The organism is Gemmatimonadaceae bacterium (genome assembly GCA_016720905.1).
Lineage (GTDB): Bacteria > Gemmatimonadota > Gemmatimonadetes > Gemmatimonadales > Gemmatimonadaceae > Gemmatimonas.
This window is the reverse complement of the sequence record JADKJT010000029.1, coordinates 127856-150295: the sequence shown is the minus strand read 5'-3', so window position 1 is coordinate 150295 and position 22440 is coordinate 127856. Positions and strand designations below refer to the sequence as shown.

Genomic DNA, 22440 nt, shown 5'->3' with positions numbered 1-22440 from the left:
GGCGACTCCATGAAATCGGGGTGGTGGTACGTCACGGCCGTGAGCGCACTGAGTACGGCACTTTGGGCCGTGGGCGGGGCGTTCGCGCGCGGTGCGCCACACCGCGCGGCCTGGACGCAGGGCGTCGCCGCGCCGGAGAGTGACCCCGGCCGCGGACTCGCGCTCATGAACGCGTTCCGGGATTCGCTGCCGCGCCACAGTGGTAATCGACTGCGATGCACGAGTTGTCACCTCGACAACGGCACACGACCCAACGCCATGCCGTGGTTGGGGACAGCCGCGCGGTATCCGCGCTATCGCGGCCGGCGGGGAAGCGAGGAGACCATCACGCAACGCATCAATGAGTGCATTGGTCGTAGTCTGGCCGGACGACCGTTGTTGGAGGACAGTCGGGACATGCGCGACATGGTGGCGTACCTGTCCACTTTGAAAAGCGCCGAGCGCCCGGCGGGTCCGGACACGGTCAGACTTGAGGGATCCTTCCGCGCGGGTCGTCGCGTGTATTCGAAGACGTGTGCGCGCTGCCACGGGGCCACGGGTGCCGGTTTGCTCGCGCCGGCCGTCTGGGGACGCCACAGCTATTCCATTGGTGCCGGACTGGCGCGGCAAAGTGTATTGGCCACGTTTCTGCAAGAGAACATGCCGTATGATCGTGCCGATACCCTCTCGGCGCAGCAAGCGGCCGATGTCGCCGCGTACGTGCTGGCGCAACCGCGGCAGGATCATCCCGGCAAGGAGCTCGACTGGCCCAAGGGCGATCCGCCCGTCGATGTGGCCTATGCCACTCGCGCTGCGCGAGCGGCGGGGAAGACCATGCCGACGCCGCGCCCGCTCCTGCCGCGACGGGTGAATCCGAAATCGCCGTAATCGTCTAGGCTGGCGGTCGACTCGGACTCGGCCGACTCACGGATATCACCAGTGCTGGCGGTCACGATCGCCCGCCAGCGATCGGACCGTTGATAGTCTGCCAAAGCGCCCTGCGCCCGCACCGGAAGCGAGTCCGTCGACATCACCACCATCAGGAACCCCGACGACAGTGCGCTGCGCATGGTCGCCTCGTGTCCTCACGGTTGCCCGCTCGGTGCCGAGTCTCAAATGCGCGGGAGCGTCACACCGTGTTGTCCTTGATACTTGCCCTTCTTGTCACCGTAGCTGATCTCGGGAGGCTCGTCGCCCGTGAAGAACACGACCTGCGCGATACCCTCGTTGGCATAGATCTTCGCCGGCAGCGGGGTCGTGTTGGAGATCTCCAGCGTGACGTATCCTTCCCACTCGGGCTCGAACGGCGTGACATTGGTGATGATGCCGCAGCGCGCGTACGTGCTCTTGCCAACCGTCAACGTGAGGACGTTTCGGGGGATCCGGAAGTACTCGACGCTGCGAGACAGCGCGAACGAGTTGGGGGGCACAATGCAGACATCGCCCTCAAATTCCACGAGGCTTTTCGGATCGAACGCCTTGGGATCGACGATCGAACTGAGCACGTTCGTGAAGATCTTGAACTCGCGGGCGACCCGCATGTCGTAGCCGTAGGAGCTGACGCCATACGAAATGACGCCTTCGCGAACCTGCCGGTCTTCGAAGGGTTCGATCATGCCATGTTCGCGCGCCATGCGCGTGATCCAGCGGTCGGAGCAGAGCCCCATCGGGATAGCGGAGGAGGGTGAGCGGTTCTGGCCGGCGGCTGCCGGACGAGCCAGAGTCACGCCGTCCGGCGCGACTCGCGCGAATCTTACCGGAGCGGGCCCCAAAGTGCCACGCGTCCGCGACCGGCTCCATCGCGACCGCCGGAACCGGGTGCGTGCCGCATCGCATTGAGTGGTAGCGGTCCAGTGCTTACCTTTTCCCGATGACTTTGTGAACTTTTTCACGAAGTCCATTCCAGGGGGCGGATTCGCCCTGCCGATCCCGCCCGATCCGGGACCCGTTCGGTCCCATCGCTCCTCTACAGTTCTTCCCCATCGTCTCGACGATGCTGCGCAATTACCTGCCGGTCCTGATGCTCCTCGGGTTCGTGATCGTCAACGCGGTGCTCATCCTGGGCCTCGCGCATTTGACGGTTCCCGCGCAGCCAACCGCAGTGAAGTCACAGCCCTATGAATCGGGGATCGCGCCCCTCGGCGATGCGCGCGATCGTTTCTCCGTCAAGTTCTATGTGGTGGCGATGTTGTTCATCGTCTTCGATATCGAGACCGTTTTCATGATTCCGTGGGGCGTGTACTTCCGCCAGCTCTCCTGCACGGTCCCCATGATGAACGGCGCCTGTCCCGCCGGGCACTTGACCTTCTTCGGGTTGGCCGAAATGCTCATGTTCGCCGTCATTCTCGTCGTCGGCTTTGTGTATGTCTGGAAGAAGGGAGCCCTGACGTGGGACTGAATCCGGCTGACCGACGCGCGACGACGACGTTTGATCCCGCCTCGCAGGACGGCTGGGTGACCTCGCGGCTGGACTTTCTGGTCAATTGGGCGCGTGCCGGATCACTCTGGCCCATGCCGTTCGGCACGGCGTGCTGCGCGATCGAATTCATGTCGACGGCGGCCAGCCGCTTCGATTTATCGCGCTTCGGCATGGAACGCCTGAGCTACTCGCCGCGCCAGGCCGACGTGCTGATCTGCGCCGGCCGCGTGCCGTTCAAGCTCGCGCCGGTCATCCGCCGCATCTACCAGCAGATGCCGCAGCCCAAGTGGGTCATCTCGATGGGGGCCTGCGCCTCGACCGGCGGCATGTTCGACAACTACGCGGTGGTGCAGGGCATCGACACGATCATTCCGGTGGACGTGTACGTGCCGGGATGCCCGCCGCGCCCCGAAGCGTTGATGCATGGCATCATCATGCTGCAACACAAGGTGAGGCAGGACCGGCTCAAGGACCGCACGCGCCATGTCGAGATCGAGCCGGACCCGAGCAGCATGCTGTATATCCCGCCGTCGCGTATCGATGAGTTGTCCGAGCCATTCGGCAACTCGGTGAACCAGACCCGGCCCGTGACGTCCGCGCATCGGTCGGGTGAGCGCCGGTGCGGCCGCGCTCGGACGCGCCGGCACCGGATGCAGACGGCGCGCCGATCTCGCCAAAGGCATCGCGCATCGCGGCGGCGCTGCACGCATCCGTGGCCGCGCTCGAGGCGCAGTTCGGCGACGCGGTTGTTCGCCACGAGGTGGTGTGGGGTGAGACGACCGTGTTCGTGCGTCGTGAGGCGCTGCATGACATCATCCGCTGGCTCCACGATGAACCGACGCAGCGTTACGACTACCTGAGTGACGTGACCGCCGTGGAGTACCGCGATGCCGACCGCCCCATCGAAGTGGTGTGGCATCTGCGGGCCCTCGGTCATCGCCGTTTTCTGCGACTCAAGGTTCAACTACCGAAGGGCGGTGCACTCGCGGTCGCGTCGATTGTCGACATCTACTCGGGTGCCGATTGGCTGGAGCGGGAGTGCTTTGACATGTTCGGGATCCGCTTTGAAGGACATCCCGACTTGCGCCGGATCCTGATGTGGGACTCGTATCAGGAAGGCTTTCCGCTTCGCAAGGACTTTCCCTTGCGCGGACGCTTTTCGCGCGCCGAGCAGCTCAAGCAGGCGCTCGCCGCGAACCCGGAGGCGCGCTATTCAATGGAGGAATTGCACATCGCCGAGGCGTTCGACTCGCTGCCGGACGACATGAAGCAGCGCCTCGCGGTGGAACGTGTCGCCCGACGCGGCATGGAGGGCGGCGAGTGAGCGCGCGTCGTACCGTGGAAGTGGCGTTGGGCACCAGTGGTCTCGATGCGCACGGCATGCCGATCCGCGCGCCGCTGACGGGGCAGGGCGCGGGAGCCTGCGCATGGCGCGCCCAGACGCTGCGGAGCCGGAGCTGGAAGGCGATCACATGCTGATCAACATCGGGCCGCAGCACCCGGCGACGCACGGCGTGCTCCGGCTGGTGCTCGAGCTCGACGGCGAGACCGTGGTGCGCTGCATCCCGCACGTCGGCTACCTGCACTGCGGCTTCGAGAAGATCGGCGAGTACCGCCAGTACAACCAGATCATCCCCTGGACCGACCGCGAGGACTACCTCAACTCGCCGGGGAACAACATCGCCTTCGCGTTAGGTGCGGAGCGGCTGTTCGGCGTCGAGTGCACCCGAGGGCGACGGTGCTGCGCGTGATGCTCATGGAGCTGTCGCGCATCATGTCGCACATCGTGTGGCTTGGCACGACATCCGTGGACATCGGCGCGTTCACGCCGTTCCTGTGGCTGTACCAGGAACGCGAGAACGTGTACAACCTGCTCGAGGCCTGGTTCGGCGCGCGACTGACCACGTCCGCCACGCGCGTTGGTGGCATGGCAGCGGATCTGCCGAACGGATGGCTCGACGGATTGCGGGCGTTCCTGCAGGGCTTTCCCAAGACGCTCGACGAGTCGGTGAAGATGCTCGAGACCAACGGCATCTGGGCCGGTCGAACGGTCGGGCTCGGCGCGATCGACGCCGCAGGAGGCGGTGAACGCCGGTCTCTCCGGCCCCATGTTGCGCGCGTCCGGCGTAGCGTACGATGTGCGAAAGGACTTCCCATACCTCGACTACGAGACGTACGACTTCGACGTCCCCGTGGGCACCACCGGCGACGTCTACGATCGGTTTCTCGTGCGGTGTGAGGAGATGCGACAGAGCGTGCGGATTCTTGAGCAGGCCGTCATGCGGTTGCCTGATGGCCCGATCAACGTCGATGACCCGCGCCTGATTCTCCCGCCAAAGCATAAGGCGACGAGTGAGATGGAATCGATGATCCATCATTTCAAACTCGTCATGGAAGGTCCGCGGCCGCCCGCCGGCGAGTGCTATGTCGCGGTGGAGAGCCCCAAGGGTGAAAAGGGCTACTACTTCGTCAGCGACGGCACGGCGAAACCGGTACGGTGGCGCATTCGGCCGCCATCGTTCGTGAACTTGTCGGCCATTCCACGGCTGGTCGAGGGGCACCTCCTCTCCGACGTCATCGCGATCAATGCGAGCATCGATATCGTGATGGGAGAGATCGACCGATGAGCCACGGTCCATCGGCGCGAGGCGGCGCCCTGGTCGCCGTGTCGCAACACGGCCAGCACGACCCGTCGCCGTACGTGCCGGTATTCACCGGCGAGCGTCGCACGGAGCTTGAGCGCATCCTCTCCCGCTATCCGACGAAACAGGCCGCGCTGCTGCCCGCGCTGTGGATCGTTCAGGATACGCACGGATGGGTGAGCGCGAGCGCGATCGAAGAGGTCGCGGGCGTGCTCGCGCTCACGCCTGCGTACGTCAAGGGCGTGCTGACGTTTTACACCATGTATCACCAGCACCCGGTCGGACGGCATTTCATCCAGGTGTGCACGACGACCCCGTGCAATGTGTGCGGCGCGGACGACGTGGTACGCGCATTGCTGGAGCACACCGGCTGCGGTGACCTGGGGTTGACCAGCGAGGACGGTCGGTTCACGGTGGTTGAAGTGGAATGTCTCGGCGCCTGCGGATTCGCCACGCCGCTCATGGTCAACAACACCTTTGTCGAATCGGTGACTCCCGAATCGGTGCCGCGATTGCTTGCGGAGTTGACGTAATGGGATATCCCCACAAGTCGCATCCGCGGGAAACACCAATCCTGTCGCGCTACTTTGGCGACACGGGCGCGCGGACGCTTGATGGTTGGCGACAGCGTGGTGGCTACGAGGCCCTCGACCGTGCGCTCGACACCGACCCGCAGGCGTTGCAGGCGGTGATCAAGGAATCCGGTCTTCGCGGCCGCGGCGGGGCCGGATTCCCGACCGGTCTGAAATGGTCGTTCATGAAGCCGGACGGCAAGACGCACTATCTGTGTTGCAATGCCGACGAGTCCGAGCCCGGCACGTTCAAGGACCGCGAGATCATGCGGTGGACGCCGCACGGGCTGGTGGAAGGCGTGGCGCTGGCGGCGCATGCGATCTACGCGCAGACCGCGTACATCTACATTCGCGGAGAATTCACGGAACCGCTTGCCCGGGTGTCTCAGGCCATCGAGGAAGCGTATGCGGCCGGCGTTCTCGGGGCGGATGCCATGGGATCGGGCAAGCGCGTGGACGTGCATGTGCATCGCGGCGCCGGAGCCTACATCTGCGGTGAAGAGACGGCGCTCATGAACTCGCTGGAAGGGCGCCGCGGCAACCCGCGGATCAAGCCGCCCTTCCCGGCGGTGTCGGGATTGTTCGGCATGCCGACGACGATCAACAATGTCGAGACGCTGGCGACGGTGCCCTATATCATCAAGAATGGGGCGGAGTGGTACAAGGAGTTCGGGCGTCGAGACAACCCGAAGAGCATCGGCACCAAGCTCTTCTCCGTCTGCGGGAACATCAGTCGACCCGGCAACTATGAGGTCACGCTCGGATTTCCGTTCAAGGATTTCCTGTACGATCTCTGCGGCGGCCCGTTGCCCGGACGCGAGATCAAGGCCGTCATTCCGGGTGGCTCGTCTGTCCCCATCCTCACGCGCGAGGAAGCGGAGGGGGCACTGATGGACTATGAGGGTTTCGTCGCCGCGGGGACCATGCTCGGCTCCGGCGGCGTCATTGTCTTCGATGACCGGCAGGACATGGTCAAGCAGATCGCGCGCCTTGCGCGATTTTACGCGCACGAGAGCTGCGCGCAGTGCTCGCAGTGCCGTGAAGGCACCGCGTGGACGACGCGCATTCTGGAGCGCATTCGCGACGGAGAAGGGTCGGTCGAGGATTTCGACACGTTGCTCTCCATTGCTGACAACATGAGCGGCAAGACCATCTGCGTGCTTAGCGACTCCTGCGCGACGCCCGTGATTTCCGGACTCGCCAAGTTCCGACCCGAGTTTGAGGCGAAGATTGTCGCGACACGCGGCGTGATTGCGGTGCCGGAGATGCCGCGCTTCGAGGGTGTGAGGCGCGCGTGACAGACCGCAAGATGATTTCGCTGACGATCGAAGGTCGTCCGGTCACGGTACCGGAGGGCCTGTCGATTTTGGAAGCGGCCAAGTCGGCTGGCGTGGTGGTGCCGCACTACTGCTATCACCCGGGCCTGCCAGTCGCTGGCGTGTGCCGGATGTGTCTGGTCGAGGTGGAGAAGTTGCCGAAATTGGCGCCGGCGTGCGCCACGTCTGTGATGGAAGGGCAGGTGGTGCATGTGCACTCCCCCAAGGCCCTTGAGGCGCGAAAGGGCGTTCTCGAGTTTCTGCTGATCAATCATCCGCTGGATTGCCCTATTTGTGATCAGGCCGGCGAATGTGAACTGCAGGATTACACCTTCGCCGAGGGACGTGCCGACTCACGCTATCGCGAGTCGAAGCGCTTCAATCCCGTCGAGGATTTTGGCGGCGATGTGCTGTACGTGCCCAACCGCTGCATCCTCTGCACGCGCTGCGTCCGCTTCATGACGGACGTGGCGCACGAGCCGGTGCTCAACGTGTCGGAGCGCGGTGACCGCGCGTTTATCGGAAAGGCGGACGGCCACGACCTGACGAATTCGTGGGCCGGCAACGTGGTGGATCTGTGTCCGGTGGGCGCCCTGCTGTCCAAGGACTTCTTGAACAAGGCCCGCGCCTGGGAGCTCGATCGCGCACCCACGATCTGCACCGGATGCAGCCAGGGCTGCAACGCCGTGGCAGAGACACGAGACAACGTGCTGGTCCGCCTCAAGCCGCGATCGAATGATCAGGTCAATCATTTCTATCTGTGCGAAACCGGCCGACTGGGATATCGTGCGTTCAATCGTCGCGATCGCGTGGACCAGCCACTGGTGCGACACGATGGGGCGCTTCGGGTGGCGGACTGGGAAGCGGCGGTCGCCACGGCCGCGCGCGTCATTGGCAGCCGTCGGTTGATGGTGCTGGCCTCGCCAAACCTGTCCAATGAATCGTTGTTTCTGTTGGCGCGCCTTCGTGCCGTCCTGCCCGGCGACGGGGTCTTCCGCGTGGAACAGGGTGCCGAGGTGCCGTTGCCGGGTGTCGCCGACCTGGCGTTGCGTGCCGAACGCGCCGCCAACGCTACCGGCGCTCGCCTTCTTGGATTCACCGATGCGGTATCGTTGTCGGACGTGCTGGAGCACGGCGACGCATTGCTGATTGTGGGTGACGACCTCGAAGGCGTCGGAGAGGTCCTGCTCGATCGCGCATCGTCGACAGTGTACATCGGCACCGTGCTTCCCGAGGCGCTCGCCACGCGCGCGGATGTCGTATTGCCATCGACCAATACGATGGAAGAAGAGGGAACCCTCACGAACCTCCGCGGTCGCGTGCAGCGATTCCTGCAGGCCAAGGCGGCGCCTGGGATGGCGCGTCCAACCTGGTACGTCGTGGCCGACGTGCTGGAGGCCTGCGGCGGAGATGGCCAGTTCTATCTGCCGTCCGAGGTGTTTGGAGCGATGGCGGCGAACCATGGTCCGTTTGCGGGACTGAACTACGAGATACTCGGACTGCGTGGCCAAGCGCTCGTGACGGAGGAAGTGCTGTCGCTCCCGACCGAGGCGGTGTCGTGAACGCGCTCAGCACGCTGTTTCCGCGGGCCGACTCGCAGCTGGCGCCAACGGCGATTGGCACATTCGTGCTGGCCAGCGGCATCAAGATCCTGGTCGTGTTCGTCCTGTATTTGCTGGGCGTGGCATTTTTGACGCTGGCGGAACGCAAGCTCGCCGCATGGTTTCAGGATCGTCGCGGACCCAATCGGACCGGTCCGGGTGGCATCTTGCAGCCGGTGGCCGACGGCCTGAAGAATTTTATGAAAGAGGAAACCAGTCCCGGGCAGGCGGACACTTGGCTCTTCCTGATCGCGCCGGCCCTCGCGTTCATTCCGGCGATGCTCACGTGGGCGGTCTTGCCCCTGGCGGCGCCGATGCCGACCGCGTGGGGCTTGATCGACATGGCGGTGGCGTCACTGCCCATCGGGTACCTGTTCACGCTCGCGATCTCCTCGCTGGGCGTGTATGGGATCGTACTGGCCGGATGGTCTTCGAACAACAAGTATGCGCTGCTCGGCGGCCTGCGCTCCAGCGCCCAGATGATCTCGTATGAGATTGCGATGGGGATGTCCACCATTCCGATCCTGTTGCTGGCCGGCAATGTGTCACTGCACACCATTGTCGAGCAACAAGTGCACATGGGGTGGAACGTCTTTTCGCTCACCGTGGCCTGGTTCACGTTCCTGATTGCCGCGTTCGCCGAGACCAACCGGCTCCCGTTCGACTTGCCGGAAGCGGAGTCGGAACTGGTGGCCGGCTACCATACCGAGTACAGCGGCATGAAGTTCTCGATGTTCTTCATCGCCGAGTACGCCAACATGGCGACCGTCAGCGGGCTGATGGCGTCGCTCTTTTTCGGCGGCTGGGATATCCCCTTCACGTCGTGGGACAACCTGCCACCGTTCACGGTCGTGAAATCACTGGCAACACTGGCCATGTTCGCCGCCAAAACCGGCAGTTTCCTGTTTCTCTTCATGTGGGTGCGCTGGACGCTGCCGCGCTTCCGCTACGATCAGCTGATGTCGCTCGGATGGAGCATCATGCTCCCAGTGGCGCTTGGCATATGTGATCCTCGTGATCGCCAGTGCGCTGGACACTGGCGGGTCTGACGCGCGGGGGCTCGCGCGCGGCCCGCGGTGTTCGGGGTGCACTGCTCGGCCTGATTGTCGTGCTGATGGCGGGCGCATCATCAGCCCGGCCCGATCGTGGCAGACCACAGCCCTCGAGTGCGCGGGTCGGACCGGCAGATCTCGCGCGGTTGCGCGCGCGCGGACTGGATCTGTCACGACGACAACTGGCCGAGGCTGGCAGCCTCGCAACGCGCCCGGTGGAGACGCCCGACTGATGGCCATCGGAGTGAAAGTCCTGCATCGCCCGCTGGAGCGAGTGAGTTATGTGCGCGCAACCCTCAAGGGGATGGCGGTGACGCTCAAGCATCTCGTCGATCCGCACAAGGTCACGATGCAGTATCCCGAGACGAAGTGGGACCTGTCGCCGCGTTGGCGTGGCACGCACCGCATGCTGACGACGGAGACCGGGAAGGCGAAGTGCGTTGCGTGCGGCCTGTGTCCGTCGGTGTGTCCGGCCAATTGCATCAAGCTGGTGCCGGGCGAGGACGAGCAGGGCAATCGGTATCCGCTTGTGTTCGAGATCGATGAGTTCCGGTGCATCTTCTGCGGCTACTGCCAGGAGGTGTGCCCGGAAGAGGCCATTCATCTTGGACGACACTACGAGAACGCCGAGTTCGATCGCGCGGGCTTCGTGTACGATCTGGAGCGGCTCATGGCGCAGACGCACCCGGTGAGCGAACTGTGGGATCCGTCGGACCCGAGGGGAGAATGAGCGGCTTCTACGCGTTTCAGTTCTACCTCTTCGCGTTGTTGGCGATCGGCTCGGCGCTGTTGTTTGTGACCCGTCGCAAGCCCGTGCCGGCCGCGCTGTGGCTGATGAACGTGATGTTTGCGTTGAGCGGCCTCTATGTCATGCTGGATGCGCCGTTCGTCGGCGTCATCCAGGTCCTGGTCTATGCGGGTGCCATCATGGTGGTGTTCGTCTTTGTCGTCATGCTGCTCAACCTCAGCGAGAGTCCCGTGACCGACGTGCGGCGTCTCGGCGTGCGGAGTGGGGCCGGCGTGGTCGCGCTTGCCCTGCTCGCGAACCTGCTGGTCGTGCTGCGCGCGCCGATCGCCCGCGTCGCGCTCGCGCCAGAGACGACCAACGCGGTGATGCCGGTCGCCGTCTCGTTGTTTACCGACTACCTCGTGGCATTTGAGCTGACCAGTGTCGTGCTGCTCGTCGCCGTCATCGGCGCCGTGCTGCTGGCCAAGAAGCGAGTCCGCGCATGATCGCCGAAGCCCTGGTCGTCTCGGCCATACTGTTTTGTGATCGGCGTGTTCGGCGTCCTCACTCGACGGAATGCCCTCATCCTGTTCATGTGCATTGAGCTGATGCTCAACGCCGTCAACCTGACGTTCGTCGCGCTCGCCAAGGTGCACGGGGTGGCGGGCCAGGTCTTCGTGGTAATGGTGATGACGGTGGCCGCCGCCGAGGCGGCGGTCGGGCTGGCGATCGTGATCTCGGTCTTCCGTCACTTTGGGACCGTGGGGCTTTCGGCACTCCGGCTGCTCCGGGACGGATGACGATGCCTCAACGCCTGCTGCAGGCGGGCGCCCCGGCGCGGCATCCGTTGGATGGGACGGTCGCGGGACTGAGCCTGGTTGTTGCCTCTCTGCCGCTCCTTGGTGCGCTCATCAATGGCGCGGTGGCGATCATGCCGGTCGACGGCCCGGGCATCGTGCGCCTCGGTGGTGGCGCCGGGGGTCATGGTGCTCGCCTTTGCGTTGGCGGCCGCCATGTTCGTATCGATGACCCACGTCGCCGCGTTGACCGATCCCTTCATCCGCAGTTACGGACAGTGGATCCCGGCCGGAGCGCTGGTCATCGAGTGGGCTTGCAGATTGATCAGCTTTCGATGGTGATGGCCCTGGTCATCACCGGCGTTGGCACGCTGATTCACTTCTTTTCGCTGGCCTACATGCAGGACGATCCCGGATATGCGCGGTACTTCGCCTATCTGAATCTGTTTGTGGCGTGCATGCTGACGCTCGTGCTGGGCGCGAGCTATCCGGTGATGTTTGTAGGCTGGGAAGGCGTCGGGCTCTGCTCGTATCTCCTCATTGGATTCTGGTTCAGCGATCGCGCCAACGTGGCGGCCGGCACCAAGGCGTTTGTCGTGAATCGCATCGGGGACTTTGGGTTTCTGGTGGCGATGTTCCTGATGTGGAATACCGTGCAGCGATTGGATTTTGTCGGGGCGCATGCGGCGCTGTCATTGATGGGCGGCTCGCCAGCCGTGCTCGCCATTGCGCTTTTCCTCTTTCTTGGCTGCGTCGGCAAGAGCGCGCAACTGCCGCTGTATGTGTGGCTCCCGGATGCGATGGCCGGCCCGACGCCGGTCTCTGCCCTGATTCATGCCGCGACCATGGTCACCGCGGTGTGTATCTGGTGGCGCGCGCGAGCCCGATATTTGCGGGCGCGCCGTCGGCGTCCCTGTTGGTCACAACCATCGGTGGGTTGACCGCCCTGTTCGCCGCAACCATTGCGCTGCGACAGTGGGACATCAAGAAGGTGCTGGCCTATTCCACGGTCTCGCAACTGGGATTCATGTTCATGGCCGTCGGGAGTGGCGCCTATACCGCCGGCATCTTCCACCTCGTCACGCACGCGTTCTTCAAGGCGCTCTTGTTCCTTGGCGCCGGGTCAGTCATTCACTCGCTGCACGCGGCGTTCCACGCGGCCACCGGCAGGAGGATGCACAGGATATGCGCAACATGGGAGGTTTGCGGCGCTACCTCCCGCTGACCGCGTCGATGATGGGGATTGCGTGGCTGGCGATCGCAGGTGTCCCGCCGTTCGCCGGATTCTTCTCGAAGGATGAGATCCTGTCTTCGGTCTTCACCCGCGCCCACGGTTCGCCCTTGGCCAGTGCGTCACTGCTGGGGATTTCTGGCACGACCGTGCTGCTTGTTGTCTACGGTTTGGGGCTGCTCACGGCATTGCTGACCGCCCTCTACATGACGCGCCTCATGCTGCTGACCTTTGCTGGAGCCAATCGGAGCGGTGAGGCTTCACAACGGTCGCTGAAAGCGGCACCCGGCATGATGACGGGCCCCGTCATCGTGCTGGCATTGCTGACGATGGTCGGCGGTTGGATCAACCTGCCCGGCCTGTTGCCGCTGGGTCCAGTCGGGTTGCTTGAGCGCTGGCTCTTGCCTGTCACCGGCGCGAGTGCCGCGCGCCTCGCCGGCATGCCAACAGTGTCACACGAGAGCGAGCAATTGCTGCTGGGCGTGGCGGTGTCGGTCGCCGCTATCGGTATCGGGCTGGCGTTCATGCTGGTTCGCTACCGAGGCGCTGTCAGCGACAAGGCGCGCGCCGTCCCTTCTGCGGGCGTGGCCCTGGCTTTGGAGCAGGCCTACGGCGTGGACGCGGGCATCGATGCGCTGCTGGTTCGCCCCTTCAATGTGATCGCCCGCAGCCTGCTGACTCGCGGCGTCGAGGCCGGCGTCGATCGCGCCTTCTCCGGCGGTGGCACGATATTGGCGCGAACGGCCGCACGGGTCGGCGCCCGAATGCAGGACGGCGACGTCGGCAAGGTCGCATGGATGATCGTCATCGGCGCGGTCGCTGTGCTCGCGGCCCTCGCGTGGCAATGACGATGCGCGAATCCCTTCCCCTGGTGTCCGGCGAATCGTGGTTGCTGCCGGCGCTTGTGCTGTGGCCGCTGGCGGCGGCGCTCCTGGTGCGTATTGCCGGGCGCGACGTGTCACGGGAAGAGGTCGAGGGGAGTGTGCCGAACGATGGCGTCGATGCGCGATGGTTGACCCTTGGTGCGCTGGTGATCGAGGCCATCCTCGGACTGGCGCTGTGGATGGCGTATGATCCCGCTGTGACCGGCTGGCAGAGTCGCATCGATCTTCCTTGGCTGACCGATCTGGGGGCCAGCTTCAGTGTGGGCGTCGACGGGCTGTCGCTGCCCATGGTCGTCCTCACCGTCGTGCTCCTGCCGCTGACACTGCTCGGATCGTGGAACAACGTGCGCGTCCGCACGCCGGCATTCGGGGCATTGGTTCTGCTGTTGACGGCCGGGTTGGTCGGCGTGCTCGTCTCGCTGGACCTCCTGCTGTTCTATCTGGCGTGGGAACTCATGTTGATCCCCACGTACTTTCTTATCGGCATCTGGGGCACCGGCGCCGCCGTTCGCGCCAGCCTGCGGTACGTCCTGTTCACGCTGGTCGGTTCACTGCTGATGCTGGTGGCGATCATGGCGTTGTGGAACGCCGGTGGCGGCACGTCGTTCCATCTGGATTTCCTCCGATCGATTCCGCTGGACGAGCGCCATCAACTCCTGATGTTCGGCGCGTTCTTTTTGGCGTTCGCCGTCAAGTCGGCCCTCGTGCCGTTCCATACCTGGTTGCCGGACGCGCAGGGCAGTGCACCAACCTTTGCGGCGGTGACGTTGGGCCTGAAAGTCGGCGTGTACGCCATGCTGCGCTTTGCGATCCCATTGTTTCCGGCGGCGGCGCTGCACCCCACGGTACGTGGCACGATCCTCGTACTGTCGGTCGTGGCGATCGTGTACGGCGCCCTGGTCGCCCTGTCGCAACGCGACGTGAAACGATTGGTGTCGTACAGTTCGATCAGCCATCTCGGATTCATCATGCTCGGTGTTTTCGCCCTCACGCCGCAGAGTATGCAGGGGGCCATCCTGATCATGATCAACCATGGCATCACCACGAGTGCGCTGTTCCTCATGGCGGGCATGCTGCAGGATCGCCGCGGCACCACGAGCATGAGCGCATGTGGCGGCGTGGCGAGTGTGGCACCGGCCTTCAGCGTCTTCTTCACGCTGGCCATGCTGTCGACGATCGGGCTTCCGGGAACCAATGGGTTTGTCGGCGAATTCCTCGTGTTGCTGGGCGTGTACGGCAACCTGCCGGTGCTGGCGCTGATGGCCACGTCCGGGGTCGTGTTCGCGGCCATCTATGGTCTGCGCGCGTTGCAGGCCGTGCTCTTTGATCGGCTTGACACAGCCGCGAACCAATCCTTCGGAGACCTGAGTCGTGGCGAAGTCTCGGTGCTGACCGTCTTGGCGATCGGCATCGTATGGATGGGCATCGCCCCGTCGCCGGTGCTGCGACGGATCGAACCGGCTGCGCGCGCGGTGATCGAATCGGCGCACTTCGGGCTCAATGCCCCGGCCGCGCCGGCGTCCGTCTCCATCACCCGCTGAACCATGGACGCGCTCGTCAATCCCGGCTCACTGCTGCAGGCGCTGGCACCGGAGCTGCTCATGATCGCCGGGGCCATGGTGCTGTTGCTGGCCACCGTCTGGCGACCGCAGGGCAATGAACGCGGCAGCGCCGAGGGCGCGGAGCGCACGGGCGTGATTGCGCGCTTCTCGACCCTCCTGTGTGTCGTCGTCAGCGTGGTCGTGATCATCATGTGGGGCGACGCCGCGCCAGGTACCCCCGATCTGCGCATCGCCGGTGACGGCTTCCGCTGGGCGATCGATCTCATCATCCTCGCCGGCACCGGCCTGTCGCTCACATTGCTTGAGGGTGATCACGAGCGCAGCGGGGCATTCAGCCCCGAAACGCCGATCCTCATGGTGCTGGGAGCGGCCGGCATGATGGTGCTGGCGGCGGCGCGCGACTTGATGTTCATCTTTCTTGGCATCGAACTGATGTCGTTGGCTGTCTACGTCCTCGCCGGTGTGAATCGCCGAAGCGCCCGAGGTGCCGAGGCCGCGATCAAGTATTTCCTGCTGGGGGCATTTTCGACGGGATTTCTCCTCTACGGGATGGCGCTGGTGTTCGGCGCCACGGGCAGTACGCGCCTGGTGGATATCAACACCTGGGTGATGGCTCACGCAGCATTGTCGCCCATGTTGCGCGTGGGACTCGGCCTGTTGCTGGCCGGCTTCGCGTTCAAGCTGGCGTTGGCGCCGTTCCATTTCTGGACGCCCGACGTCTACGACGGCGCCCCGTTGCCGGTGACCGCATTCATGTCGGCGGTGGTGAAGACGGCCGCGTTCGCCGCGTTCGCGCGCGTGATGACGGAAGCACTGCCCGGCGCCGTGGCGGCCTGGCATCCGGTGCTCTGGTGGCTTTCGGTCCTGACCATGATCGTCGGCAACATGCTCGCGCTTTCGCAGCGCAATCTCGTCCGACTGCTGGCGTACTCGAGCATCGCCCATGCGGGATATCTGTTGGTCGCCATTGTCGTCAGTTCGAACACCGGCACGGCGGCACTTGTCTTCTATGCGGTGTCCTATACGTTGGCCACCATGGGCGCATTCGGAGTGCTCATCACCGTGAACGGTGGACGCGATCGCTCCCCGACGATCGAGGATCTCGCTGGCCTCTGGCTCGTGCGACCGGGACTGGCCATTGCCATGGCGGTGTTTCTGCTGGCGTTTCTCGGGATGCCGCTGGCGGGCGGCATGGGATTCTTTGCCAAGTGGTATCTGCTGCAATCGGCGCTGCAGGCATCGATGCCACAGACCGTGCTGGCGGTCGTATTGGCGCTCAGCAGCGCGGTGGCGGCGGCGTACTATCTCGCCGTGATCGCCGCCATGTTCATGCGTCGCCGACCGGACGGGCAGGCTGTACCGTCCGGCGCACCACTCGTCGGCGTCCTGATCGCCGGGTCCGCCGTGGCCCTCCTCGTGCTTGGGGTGTATCCAACACCGATGGCCCGTCTCGCTCGGCGTGCCATTCCGTCCCACACGGTCCAGCCGCCGCGCCCCGATTCGGTTAGATCTCCCGCGGTACCGCTGACCACCGCGACGCTCGCTCGCTGACACCCCTTTCTTCCCGCACGCGCATGGCTATCAGTCAGACCATCTTTCGGCAATACGATGTCCGCGGCATCGTCGGACAGGATCTCACGACCGAAGTGGCGTACGGTCTCGGACGCGGATATGCCGCATACCTCGAAAGCAAGGGAATTCGCGGCGCGGTCGCGGTCGGACGCGACAATCGGCCCAGCGGGGACGCGTTGCGCGACGCGTTGGTGCGGGGGCTGACCGAATGCGGCGTGGATGTCATCGACATCGGCGTCGTGCCGACTCCGCTGCTGTACTGGTCGCTCCATCACGAACCCGTCGTGGGCGGCATTCAGATCACCGGTTCACACAATCCGCCCGAGTACAACGGGTTCAAGATGTGTGTTGGCACGGGTTCGCTGCATGGCGCCGAGATCCAGGCGCTCTATGCCCTGATCATCGCCGGCCAGTTTCCCTCGGGTCATGGAGGCGTTACGCCAGTCGCGGTCATCGATCGGTACGTCGCCGACATCGCGGCGCGCATCGGGCCGATCCATCGAGCCGATGGCACGAGACTCAAAGTGGTCTATGACTGCGGGAATGGCGCCGGCGCGTTGGTGGCACCGCAACTCATGCAAGCCCTCGATGTGGACGGGGTCGGGCTCTTCACGGACAGCGACGGCACGTTCCCGAACCATCATCCCGATCCCACGGTCCCGGAGAACCTCGCCGATTGCATCACCGCGGTGCGCGCCAATGACGCGGAGATTGGCGTCGCCTTTGACGGCGACGCGGACCGCATCGGGGTCGTCGATCGTGATGGGCGAATCATCTGGGGCGATCACGTGTTGATTTTGTATGCGCGCGATGTGCTGGCACGAACGGGGGAGGGTCAACCGATCATCTTTGACGTGAAATGCTCGCAGGCACTCACGCACGGCATCGAGCAGGCCGGTGGCGTGGCCGTGATGTGGAAGACAGGGCATTCACTCATCAAGGACAAGATGAAGGAGATGCATGCGCCAATTGCCGGAGAGATGTCCGGGCACATGTTCTTTACGGAGGGATTCTATGGCCACGACGACGCGCTGTATGCCGCCGCGCGCCTGCTGCGCATCATTGCGGACTCCGGACTGCGCATTGACCAGTTGCTGGCCGATGTACCGCCGTTCGTCTCCACCCCGGAGTTGCGCATCGACACCGATGAAACACAGAAGTTTGCGATCGTCGAGCGCGCCGCCGCGCACTTCAGGGCCACGCATGAGGTGATCGAGGTTGACGGCGTGCGCGTGCTGTTTGGTGACGGCTGGGGACTCCTGCGCGCGTCCAATACACAGCCGGTGATTGTCGCGCGGTTCGAAGCACGGACCGCCGAGCGCCTGGCCGCTATCCGTGGCGAGATGGAACGCTGGCTTCACACGCAAGGCGTCCGACTCTGATGGGAACGCGGGTGACGCCCTGATATGCGTCTGAGGAGCCTGCTGGTCCTCTCCATCGCCGTGCTCGCCGTGCTCCTCCTTGGGGGGCGCGCGCTCACCGCGCTGGTGGTTGACCATGCGTGGTATACGGCGATGGGTGTCCCAGGCGTCTTCTGGGAGCGGGTCACCGATACGCTCGCGCTCCAGGGGGTGGCGTGGTTGGCGGGCAGCCTGTTTGCGTTTGCCAATCTGCACGCCGTGCGCCTGACGATTCTGGCGGTGGCCGTACCGTCGCGCGTCGCGAACATCGAGATGACGGCCATGCTGCCTCCGCGACGACTGCTGTCTATCACCATCGTCATGGCCGCCGTCGTCGGATTGGCGCTGGCCCTCCCGTTGAGTGATTGGACCACGGTGGCGATGGCCCGGCACGGAGTGCCCTTCAACGAAATTGAGGGCATCCTCGATCGGGATCTCGGGTTCTACGTGTATGCGCTGCCGCTGGAAGAGACCGCCTATCTGTGGGCGTTGGCCGCAGTCGTCTCGATCGTCCTCATTGTCCTGCTCCTGTACACGCTGACACGGAGCTTGCGGCTGGACGGGCGGCGCGTCCTCGCCTCGACGCACGTGCGCCGACATCTGAGCGTGCTGGGCGCCCTCGTGCTGTTGCTGCTGGCCTGGAGCTATCGTCTGGACGGCTTCGATCTGTTGCAGCGCGGCAGCGGACCGGACGGACTTTTCCTGCGCATCGACCACGTCGTGACGCTGCAGGTGGATCGCGTGCTGGTTGTGGTTTGCGGCATCGCGGCGGCCATCGTGTTGCGCGCCGGTTGGATCGGTCAGATGCGATTGGCGTTCATCACGCTGTCGATCGTGCTGCTCGCATCGATCGGCGGGCGGCAGGTGCTGCCCAGCGCGCTGGCCCGTAGCGCAGTGGTTGGCGACCTCGCGCGACGCGACCTGCCGTATGTGGCCACCCGGACGCTGGTCAGTCGACGGGCCTACGACGTGGATCGGATCCTCAATGCCTCGCCCGAGAGATCCGGCCCTGTGCGACCGACGGCGAATACACGCCTCGCGTTGAGCGAGTTGGCCGCGCAAGTGAGTTTGTGGGATCCCGACGGTGCGCGTCGGCGCACAACCGACCGGGGAAGCAACACGCTCGATGCCGGTGCCGTCGGCTGGACGCGCACCGCGACGGGCCGCCTGGCGGCGTTGCTGGTGCGTCGTCCAACCACCGGCACGGATGAATGGAGTATCGCCGTGGCGGACGTCACCCAGCCGTCGCTGCGCGACAGCGTGCTGGATATCGCCATCAGTTCGCGCGGTGAGGAGCGCCCGTCCGATCGCGAACCGATTTCCGCGCCCGGTCTCCACGGCCACCGGCTCGTGGCTGATCCAGCCGGCGTATTCGGAACGCCTGTCCGCAGTCTTGGGATGCGCATCGCGCAAGCCTGGGCCCGGCGCGACCCCTCGCTGCTCGATGCAGACACGATTGCCGGACCCGCGCCGCGACTGGTCGCCTATCGGGATGTACGCGAACGGGTGTCCCGTCTTGTACCGGTCCTGGTGCAGGGGTCGGACGTTCAGCCGATCCTGTACGACGGCGACTTGCTCTGGGCGTTGAGCCTCTACAGCAGCTCAGATCGCTTTCCGCTCAGTCAGCGCTGGACGCTGCTGGGCGAAGAACGTAGTTACTTTCGATTCGCTGCCACCGTACTCGTGGACGCGGCGACGGGGCGTGTCCGGATCGTTCCCATTGATCGACCGGACCCGATCGCCCGGAGCTGGCTCGAGCGCATTCCGTCACTGGTCACCAAGGCCAGCGACCTCCCCGCCGGGCTACTCGACCTGTTGCCGCCGGCGAGTGATGGGGCCATCGCACAAACGCGGGCCTTTGCGCGGTACGGATCCCGTCTCGAGGGACCCGTCGCACGCCACCTGCCGGATAGCACGTTGTCGGACAACGCACCCTCCGTGCATGTGGTGAGCGGCGTCCAGAACGCGGTCACGGCGTGGAGCGTGCCGCTCCTCGATAGTGGTGACAAATTGGGCGGCGTGATCACTGCGGTAGGGGGACGCGTGCGCGCCACGTACTGGGACTCCACCACGGTGCCTCGCGCCCGGTGGAGTGAGCAGACCGATCGCCTGCGCGCGGCGCTCGATACGGCGCGGGCCGAAGTACCGGAAGGCAGCCGACGCGAACCCCGGGTCCGGATGGGACGGGTGCACGTGCTGGCTGGGGAAACCGGGCCGATTCTGGTGCAGACCCTGGTGTGGAATCGGGTCGAGGGCGCGCCGTTCATCGCCCGGGTGGGGGTCCTCGTGGGAGATCAGGTGGTGTTGGGCGGGACCTTGGCGGAAGCGGTGTCCAGGTTGCGTGGCGAGCCGGCCCTGCCGCGCGGGCCGACGGTGTGGCCGCCTATGGATAGTGATGCCCGCGATGCGCGTATCGCCCGGCTGTACGACGTCATGCGCGACGCGATGCGGCGGGGCGACTGGACCCGGTTTGGAGCGGCCTTCGATAGCCTCGGGACGGTGTTGGGCCGAACACCGCCGTAGCCAGGGGTGAGAACCGGTGCATCGCGAGCAGTTGGCACCTCCGCAGGTGACCGGATAGCATTGAACGGTATCATTTCCTCGATTTGGAGACAGCGTGAACCTACATGAGTATCAGGCGAAAGAGCTGTTGCGGGCGGCTGGTGTGCCGATCCCGCCCGGCGACATCGCCACGACCCCTGAGGCCGCAGAAGCCATCGCGCAACGCTTTGGAACGGCCGTGATGGTGAAGGCACAAGTGCATGCTGGCGGACGTGGTAAGGCCGGCGGCGTGAAATTCTGCAAGACGCCGGCGGACGCCCGCGAAAAAGCCACGGCGATCCTCGGCATGACCATCAAGGACTTGACGGTCGAGAAGGTGCTCGTCACCGTCGCCGCCGATATCGGATCCGAAGCCTATGTCGGGATCATTGTGGACCGCGCGACCAAGAAGCCGGTCTTCATGGTGAGCGCCGCGGGCGGCATTGATATCGAAGAAGTCGCCGCGAGCACGCCAGAGAAGATCCTCTACTACCCGGTGGACACGCGGTACGGGCTGCTGCCGTTCGAAGCGATGCGCATGGGGTTCTTCCTGTACAAGGACGTGAAACTCGCGCGGCAAGCCGCGAAGATCATGCAGCAGCTGTACACGGCGTTCATGAATGCCGGGTGCTCGCTGGCCGAGATCAACCCGCTCGTGATGACGCCGCAGGGCGAACTGATTGCCGTCGACGGCAAGATGGTCATCGACGACAATGAGCTCGATCGCCGCCCGGAGATCGCCGCGCTTCGCGACGAGTCGTCGGAAGCCCCCAGTGAAGTCGACGCGCGGAACGCCAACCTCACGTTCATCAAGCTCGATGGTAACGTCGGCTGCGTCGTCAACGGCGCGGGTCTCGCGATGGCCACGATGGATCTGGTGAAGTATTACGGCGGCGATCCCGCCAACTTTCTCGACATCGGCGGTTCGTCGAATCCGGAGAAAGTGGTGAATGCGCTGCGCATCATCACCAGCGATCCGAACGTGAAGTGCATCCTGTTCAACATCTTTGGCGGCATCACGCGCACCGATGACGTGGCGAATGGTATTGTCACGGCCACGAAAGCCAATCCGCTCAAGGTGCCGATCGTCATTCGCCTCACCGGCACCAACGAGGAGATCGCGGTGAAGATTCTGCAGGACAACGGTTTCTCCGCTTCGAACGACATGGATGCCGCCGTGCAGCGCGCCGTGGAACTTGCGACCAAGGGAGGGGCCGCGTGAGCATCTTCATCGACAACTCCACCAAGCTGCTGGTGCAGGGCATCACGGGTCGCGACGGCTCGTTCCACACCAAGCAGATGATCGAGTACGGCACCAAGGTTGTGGCCGGGGTGACGCCAGGAAAGGGCGGGCAGCAGTTCGACGGCACCGTGCCCATCTACGACACGGTCTACGACGCGGTGCAGGCCACGGGCGCGAATACGTCGGTCATCTACGTCCCGCCGATGTTCGCCGCCGATGCCATCATGGAAGCCGCCGCCGCCGGGGTGAAACTCATCGTCTGCATTACCGAAGGCGTGCCCGTCCTCGACATGACGAAAGTGTACCCGTACGTGAAGGAACACGGCGCGCGACTGCTGGGACCCAATTGCCCCGGTCTCATCACGCCGGGGCAGTCCAAGGTCGGCATCATTCCGGGCCGCATCTGCCTGGCGGGCAACGTGGGCGTCGTGAGCCGTTCCGGCACCCTGACATACGAGATCGTGAACCAGCTGACGAAGGCCGGCATCGGCCAGAGTTCCTGCGTCGGTATCGGCGGTGATCCGATCAACGGGACCAACTTCATTGACTGCCTCGCCGCCTTCGAAGCCGATCCGCAGACGAAAGCGGTGGCGATGATGGGCGAGATCGGCGGCACGGACGAGCAGGAGGCCGCGATGTTCGTGAAGGAGCACATGACAAAGCCCGTGGTGGGTTTCATCGCCGGGCAGACGGCGCCACCAGGTCGGCGCATGGGTCATGCCGGCGCCATCATCTCGGGGTCCGCCGGAACGGCGGCCGAAAAGATCGATGCCTTCAAGGCCGCAGGCATGGGGGTCGCGCAACGTCCAGTCGACTTTGTCGACCTGATCAAGGCCCGACTGTAACCCGCGCCGCCTCCGTTCGCGTCCGTCGTACGCAGAACATCATCATTCGCAACTCAA

General features: G+C 64.6%; 20 protein-coding genes and 3 pseudogenes. 22 read left to right on the top strand and 1 reads right to left on the bottom strand.

Features of this window, described 5'->3' with window-relative positions; genetic code table 11:
• Positions 1–9 precede the first annotated feature (9 nt).
• Positions 10–867 carry a c-type cytochrome gene (locus tag IPP90_17325; GenBank protein ID MBL0172438.1) on the top strand — a complete coding sequence of 286 codons (858 nt, stop codon included), beginning with the start codon at positions 10–12 and terminating at the stop codon, positions 865–867.
• A gap of 224 nt (positions 868–1091) precedes the next feature.
• On the opposite strand, the gene IPP90_17320 is transcribed toward IPP90_17325, so the two are convergent.
• Positions 1092–1646, bottom strand: a complete 555-nt coding sequence (locus tag IPP90_17320) for a dCTP deaminase (protein ID MBL0172437.1) — start codon at positions 1644–1646, stop codon at positions 1092–1094.
• Between the two features lie 326 nt (positions 1647–1972).
• On the opposite strand from IPP90_17320, the gene ndhC reads away from it, so the two are divergent.
• From ndhC to sucD, 21 genes and pseudogenes are all read left to right on the top strand, one after another.
• Positions 1973–2377 carry an NADH-quinone oxidoreductase subunit A gene (gene ndhC, locus IPP90_17315; protein MBL0172436.1) on the top strand — a complete coding sequence of 135 codons (405 nt, stop codon included), beginning with the start codon at positions 1973–1975 and terminating at the stop codon, positions 2375–2377.
• Positions 2374–2982, top strand: a pseudogene (locus IPP90_17310) (NADH-quinone oxidoreductase subunit B). Before ndhC ends, IPP90_17310 begins: the two are co-directional and overlap by 4 nt.
• A gap of 128 nt (positions 2983–3110) precedes the next feature.
• The gene (locus tag IPP90_17305) at positions 3111–3722 is read left to right on the top strand and encodes an NADH-quinone oxidoreductase subunit C (protein ID MBL0172435.1); all 612 of its coding nucleotides are present in this window, start codon (positions 3111–3113) and stop codon (positions 3720–3722) included.
• Positions 3719–3877, top strand: a complete 159-nt coding sequence (locus IPP90_17300; protein ID MBL0172434.1) for a hypothetical protein — start codon at positions 3719–3721, stop codon at positions 3875–3877. Before IPP90_17305 ends, IPP90_17300 begins: the two co-directional genes overlap by 4 nt.
• Positions 3826–5025: pseudogene (gene nuoD, locus IPP90_17295) on the top strand (NADH dehydrogenase (quinone) subunit D). Before IPP90_17300 ends, nuoD begins: the two are co-directional and overlap by 52 nt.
• The gene (locus tag IPP90_17290; protein ID MBL0172433.1) at positions 5022–5573 is read left to right on the top strand and encodes an NAD(P)H-dependent oxidoreductase subunit E; all 552 of its coding nucleotides are present in this window, start codon (positions 5022–5024) and stop codon (positions 5571–5573) included. The pseudogene nuoD and the gene IPP90_17290 overlap by 4 nt, the downstream one beginning before the upstream one ends.
• Positions 5573–6910, top strand: a complete 1338-nt coding sequence (nuoF, locus tag IPP90_17285) for an NADH-quinone oxidoreductase subunit NuoF (protein MBL0172432.1) — start codon at positions 5573–5575, stop codon at positions 6908–6910. The genes IPP90_17290 and nuoF overlap by 1 nt, the downstream gene beginning before the upstream one ends.
• Positions 6907–8490 (top strand): (2Fe-2S)-binding protein, encoded by a 1584-nt coding sequence (locus IPP90_17280; GenBank protein MBL0172431.1) that lies wholly within the window; start codon positions 6907–6909, stop codon positions 8488–8490. The genes nuoF and IPP90_17280 overlap by 4 nt, the downstream gene beginning before the upstream one ends.
• Positions 8491–8543: 53 nt before the next feature.
• Positions 8544–9578 (top strand): NADH-quinone oxidoreductase subunit NuoH, encoded by a 1035-nt coding sequence (gene nuoH, locus IPP90_17275; protein MBL0172430.1) that lies wholly within the window; start codon positions 8544–8546, stop codon positions 9576–9578.
• 277 nt (positions 9579–9855) lie between these two features.
• Positions 9856–10311 carry an NADH-quinone oxidoreductase subunit I gene (locus IPP90_17270; protein MBL0172429.1) on the top strand — a complete coding sequence of 152 codons (456 nt, stop codon included), beginning with the start codon at positions 9856–9858 and terminating at the stop codon, positions 10309–10311.
• The gene (locus tag IPP90_17265; protein MBL0172428.1) at positions 10308–10814 is read left to right on the top strand and encodes an NADH-quinone oxidoreductase subunit J; all 507 of its coding nucleotides are present in this window, start codon (positions 10308–10310) and stop codon (positions 10812–10814) included. The genes IPP90_17270 and IPP90_17265 overlap by 4 nt, the downstream gene beginning before the upstream one ends.
• Positions 10811–11108: pseudogene (gene nuoK, locus IPP90_17260) on the top strand (NADH-quinone oxidoreductase subunit NuoK). The gene IPP90_17265 and the pseudogene nuoK overlap by 4 nt, the downstream one beginning before the upstream one ends.
• Before the next feature lie 2 nt (positions 11109–11110).
• A complete protein-coding gene (locus IPP90_17255) occupies positions 11111–12046 on the top strand; it encodes a hypothetical protein (protein MBL0172427.1) in 936 nt (311 codons plus the stop codon).
• Positions 12043–12330 (top strand): hypothetical protein, encoded by a 288-nt coding sequence (locus IPP90_17250; protein MBL0172426.1) that lies wholly within the window; start codon positions 12043–12045, stop codon positions 12328–12330. Before IPP90_17255 ends, IPP90_17250 begins: the two co-directional genes overlap by 4 nt.
• Complete coding sequence (locus IPP90_17245; GenBank protein ID MBL0172425.1) at positions 12291–13184, top strand: hypothetical protein; 894 nt, start codon at positions 12291–12293, stop codon at positions 13182–13184. The genes IPP90_17250 and IPP90_17245 overlap by 40 nt, the downstream gene beginning before the upstream one ends.
• Positions 13185–13186: 2 nt before the next feature.
• A complete protein-coding gene (locus IPP90_17240; GenBank protein MBL0172424.1) occupies positions 13187–14761 on the top strand; it encodes an NADH-quinone oxidoreductase subunit M in 1575 nt (524 codons plus the stop codon).
• A 3-nt stretch (positions 14762–14764) separates the two neighbouring features.
• Positions 14765–16333 (top strand): NADH-quinone oxidoreductase subunit N, encoded by a 1569-nt coding sequence (locus IPP90_17235; GenBank protein MBL0172423.1) that lies wholly within the window; start codon positions 14765–14767, stop codon positions 16331–16333.
• Between the two features lie 23 nt (positions 16334–16356).
• Positions 16357–17736 (top strand): phosphomannomutase/phosphoglucomutase, encoded by a 1380-nt coding sequence (locus IPP90_17230; protein ID MBL0172422.1) that lies wholly within the window; start codon positions 16357–16359, stop codon positions 17734–17736.
• Between the two features lie 24 nt (positions 17737–17760).
• The gene (locus IPP90_17225) at positions 17761–20277 is read left to right on the top strand and encodes a UPF0182 family protein (GenBank protein MBL0172421.1); all 2517 of its coding nucleotides are present in this window, start codon (positions 17761–17763) and stop codon (positions 20275–20277) included.
• Positions 20278–20371: 94 nt separating this feature from the next.
• Positions 20372–21517, top strand: a complete 1146-nt coding sequence (gene sucC / locus IPP90_17220; protein MBL0172420.1) for an ADP-forming succinate--CoA ligase subunit beta — start codon at positions 20372–20374, stop codon at positions 21515–21517.
• Positions 21514–22383, top strand: coding sequence for a succinate--CoA ligase subunit alpha (gene sucD, locus IPP90_17215; protein ID MBL0172419.1), 870 nt, complete (start codon positions 21514–21516; stop codon positions 22381–22383). The genes sucC and sucD overlap by 4 nt, the downstream gene beginning before the upstream one ends.
• Positions 22384–22440: the final 57 nt, after the last annotated feature.